This window comes from Variovorax sp. P4_D9, assembly GCF_056401695.1.
The window spans coordinates 1-4216 of record NZ_JBFUIU010000759.1 but is presented as its reverse complement, the minus strand read 5'-3'; the positions used below and the strand labels follow the sequence as shown (position 1 = coordinate 4216).

Genomic DNA, 4216 nt, shown 5'->3' with positions numbered 1-4216 from the left:
GTCGCGCCCCGTGCGGGCGCGTGGGTTGAAACATGTCTTCGATGAAGGCGGCGGGTTGCATGGTGGTCGTCGCGCCCCGTGCGGGCGCGTGGGTTGAAACCTCCCCGAGCGCATGGATTACTGCAGCATACGTGGTCACGCCCCGTGCGGGCGCGTGGGTTGAAACATGTCGATCACGCGCGTGATGCGCGGAAGGTCCCCCGTCGCGCCCCATGCGGGCGCGTGGGTTGAAACTGGATTTGCGGGAGCTTGAGCTTGCGGGTCATTCGGTCGCGCCCCTTGCGGGCGCGTGGGTTGAAACAAGGAGAAGCTGGACTACTACCGCGATGTGCGGGGTCGCGCCCCGTGCGGGCGCGTGGGTTGAAACAGCGTGACGGATGCGCCCACATAGCGCGCCTCACGTCGCGCCCGTGCGGGCGCGTGGGTTGAAACGCGCGGCAGAAGTCGAGCATCTCGGAGGTCGACGGTCGCGCCGCCGTGCGGGCGCGTGGGTTGAAACAGGCATCCGTCGATGATTGTGCGATCGGTGCTGCGTCGCCGGTCACAAGGCGCTGGCGGGCGCCGCGAACCGTGTGCTGGGAATCAACGACGGCAAGAAGTTCAGGAAGTGACTTTTGTCTTCAAGTCTATTCAGCTGAGACATGGGGGCCCACGATTGCATCGGGTCAGTGGCTATAAGCAGCCAGTTGTGTCGGAAAACGTGAAAAACTGCCGGCACTCGATTTCGAGCGGCCAGTGCGGCTGGCGCCCACAACTCATCGGCGCCCCCAGGGGCACGCTCCGTACCCACCGTAAAAATGCCGAGGGGTGGATCTCCGCGTCCGTCTGCTTTTGGCGGTCGTGCAGCCCGTTGTACACCTGAGGAGAACCAAGGGTCAAAGCGCAAGGTGTGGTTGGCGGCTGCGCTCGCATCTGGACGGGCACTCACGTTGCTCGATGAACCCACGGGCGGGCTCGACGCCGCATCGATTCGCTTCATGTGGCGCGCACTCGCTGACCTGGCTGAGCGGCCCGACCGTGCCATCGTCGTTGCAAGCGCTGCGCGAATTGATTCCGGTCCCTGCTTTCCAGTTCGGCCAGGGCAGCCCACGCATACAGCGCCTGGCCTATGCTCTTCTGCTCATCGCACCCGCGGGAGGATCGCGCCGATAGTCCGCATTGCCAGTTGTCCAAACCTGCGGTGCGGCGCAAACTTTGCTGGGTTCGATGTTGTCTCTGGTGCGGAGAGTTCGATGAAGAACGTCGTTTTTGTCGTCCTGGGATTGACGATGTTGTGGCCTGCGGCTGCGAGCGCCGGACCGCTGTACGGCACTGTCAAGATTCAGCAGACGAACATGCCAGCGGCAGGCGCCAGGATCTCGGTCGCCTGCCCCTCATTCAGCCGTCCCGCCCAGCCGCCTACCGATGTCGTGGCCGACGGGCGGGGTAGTTTCTCGATGCGCGTGCCGGCCAACGGCCGATGCGAAATGCGCGTACAGCGCGACAACAAGGTCGGTGCCGCATTCGAGGTCTTCGTATCCAACAATCCAATGCGCTTCGATTTCGCGATCGACGGCGCGTCGAATCGGATGCGCTGATGAAACCCGCTCCCAACCCAGGCAGCGAGAGCGCGGCGACAAATGGGGCCGTTGCCATTGACCGCGTGCTGGTCACTCGTGCCAGCGAGTCCGGCCCGGCAGATCCTGGCGCCGAAAAGAAACCCTCTGACAGTAGCAGCAAGGCGCTCGAATGGACCAAGGCGATCGGCATGCCCCTCGTCACGCTCGCGGTCACCGTCTTCGGTGGCTACTACTTCACCAGCCTGACCAAGGAACGCGATGCGCGCGAAAGCGGCGAGCATCTGTATGCGCAATTGCTGACGCAGCGCGAACAATCGGACGCATTGATCCGCAAGGACATGTTCGGTGTCGTGATCAATCGCTTTCTGGCCACCGCCAAGGAGGAGGACCTGCGCAACAAGGTCCTGCAGCTCGAACTGCTGGCCAGCAACTTCAACCAGTCGCTCGATCTGGCGCCGCTGTTCAAGGATCTTGCGCGGCAACTGGCGCAAGGCACCGGCCCGAAGCCCTCGGAAAGTGTCGAATTGAAGAAAAGGCTCGATCAGACAGCCTCCAATCTGATCTTCAAACAGGTCAACGGTCTCGCACGGCGGGGCTACGTCAAGGACGAGCAAGTTTCTCTGGCCGATTGGGAAAAGTCGTTCGGTACTCCATTCATCGACGTGACGATCCCGAAGTCGCGGTTGGTCCCTTCCACCACGTACGCACCCGTTGTCGGCACGGAGCAGATCCGCTTCACGGTCGAAGTCGTCGATGTCAGTCTCGAGCGGCGGGAAGTCGAGATCCGCCTGCGCGCGGATTACTCCGGCGAGGACGATCAGGACGTGGACCGGCATTTCTGGGTCGGGCAGTACGCCTTTCCGATGCTCGACAACACTCAGTTGCCGCATGGGCTGCGCGCCTCGGTTGTCATCACCGACTTTTTCGTGCCTGAAGCCGAGAAGGAGCGCGAGACCAATACCTTCGTGAAGCTGCATCTCATCGTCTTCCCGGCGGCGAGCGCGAGCTTCAAGGAGCGGCAGGACTACGACGACATCTTGCTGGACATGCTGCGCGCCAAAGGCAGCTCCGTGCGTCGAGAAAGCGAGTAACTACCATGCCTGATATGTCGTCGCGGCGCCGCGCCCTGGTGCAAGCGTTCATCGCCCTCGGTCTGGTTTTGGGGTCGCGCATCTCCCGTGCGCAGAAGAAAAGCGATGAACCGCCCGGGGCGGACGGCGAGGCCGGCAAGGCCGCCGATGCGGAGAACGCGGCCAAGGGCACGCCGAAGAAGGCGACGACTGCCGTACTCACCGTCGTTGTCACCGGCGGCGACAAACCCGTCGCCCAGGCCGAGGTCAAGGTGAAGTTCCCTCCTGCGGTAGGCGGCGAGGCGATGCGTCCGACCAATCAGGATGGGGAGGCCACTTTCAGTTCCGCCGGGATCGGGACCGCCAAGGTCCGCGTCATCGCAAAAGGGTGGGAGAGTGCATTGCAGGAGATCAAGCTCAAGGATGGAGCGCAGCGGATGGCGATCAAGCTCAAATCGCAGACGGATGGCAAATAGGTAGGCAATCTGGTGAACGGCCGAAAAGCGCAGGTTCGTCCCCCCGCATGGAAGCGGCGAAGATGCATGGCACTCATGGGTTATGGCTTCTAGAGACGAATGGGGAGACATTCTGGCCCTGGGGCGAACGGCCGCTCCTGGCCCGGATGCTGCAACAAGACCTGCTGACACTCGTAGAAGCTCGAACGAAGTGAGGCAGTCGCGCTTAGAACCCCAGGGCGGTGGTCATGCCTCTCTCGGGCGGGTAGAGAGTCGCGCTCCGCGTGGGCGCGTGGGTTGAAACTCGTCGATCTGCGACTGCATCAGCTTGGCGCGCAGGGTCGCGCCCCGTGCGGGCGCGTGGGTTGAAACTGCCCCAGCTCCCAGGCCTGCCACGTGCGGGTGCGTCGCGCCCGGTGCGGGCGCGTGGGTTGAAACTATAGATGAGGGGCTAAGAGACGGCGGTCACTTCGGTCGCGCCCCGTGCGGGCGCGTGGGTTGAAACATCGTGGGTAACGTGGCTGCGCAGAAGAAGGGGGAGGTCGCGCCCCGTGCGGGCGCGTGGGTTGAAACGAGTTCTGGCGCGCGATGATGATGAATCACGATCTGTCGCGCCCCGTGCGGGCGCGTGGGTTGAAACTACGGCTACGACTGCGTCGACCTGAAGATGTCGCGTCGCGCCCCGTGCGGGCGCGTGGGTTGAAACGCCGCGACAACCTCGAGCGGCTACAGAAAGAGGTCGGTCGCGCCCCGTGCGGGCGCGTGGGTTGAAACGAGCCATCGAAGCCCATGGTCAGCGTGACCGATGCGTCGCGCCCCGTGCGGGCGCGTGGGTTGAAACATTCCATGTTTAAGGTGAGGCGACGAATCGCGGCCGTCGCGCCCCGTGCGGGCGCGTGGGTTGAAACGACACGCTCGCGGCCAGCGCTGTGCGCCGCCTGACGTCGCGCCCCGTGCGGGCGCGTGGGTTGAAACTTGTCCTGGTTGGTCAGGAAGATGGACGGCTGCAGTCGCGCCCCGTGCGGGCGCGTGGGTTGAAACCTCCTTTTTGATTCTTGCGGCTCTACGTGCGGCCGGTCGCGCCCCGTGCGGGCGCGTGGGTTGAAACAGGAGCGAAAGCAGGAGCGAAAGC

The 4216-nt window shown here is 63.8% G+C and carries 3 protein-coding genes and 2 CRISPR repeat arrays; all 3 genes read left to right on the top strand.

The annotated features are described in order from the left end of the window. Positions 1 to 367: a CRISPR direct-repeat array (repeat unit 32 nt; unit sequence GTCGCGCCCCGTGCGGGCGCGTGGGTTGAAAC). Between the two features lie 562 nt (positions 368 to 929). From AC1DY5_RS44535 to AC1DY5_RS44525, 3 genes are read left to right on the top strand one after another with little or no spacing between them, the layout of a single operon-like run. Next, positions 930 to 1577 carry a hypothetical protein gene (locus AC1DY5_RS44535; protein ID WP_478120798.1) on the top strand — a complete coding sequence of 216 codons (648 nt, stop codon included), beginning with the start codon at positions 930 to 932 and terminating at the stop codon, positions 1575 to 1577. Next, positions 1577 to 2650, top strand: a complete 1074-nt coding sequence (locus tag AC1DY5_RS44530) for a hypothetical protein (protein WP_478120797.1) — start codon at positions 1577 to 1579, stop codon at positions 2648 to 2650. The genes AC1DY5_RS44535 and AC1DY5_RS44530 overlap by 1 nt, the downstream gene beginning before the upstream one ends. Positions 2651 to 2655: 5 nt before the next feature. Further along, the gene (locus AC1DY5_RS44525) at positions 2656 to 3105 is read left to right on the top strand and encodes a hypothetical protein (RefSeq protein WP_478120796.1); all 450 of its coding nucleotides are present in this window, start codon (positions 2656 to 2658) and stop codon (positions 3103 to 3105) included. A 251-nt stretch (positions 3106 to 3356) separates the two neighbouring features. Continuing rightward, positions 3357 to 4192: direct repeats of the CRISPR family, unit length 32 nt; unit sequence GTCGCGCCCCGTGCGGGCGCGTGGGTTGAAAC. Positions 4193 to 4216: the final 24 nt, after the last annotated feature.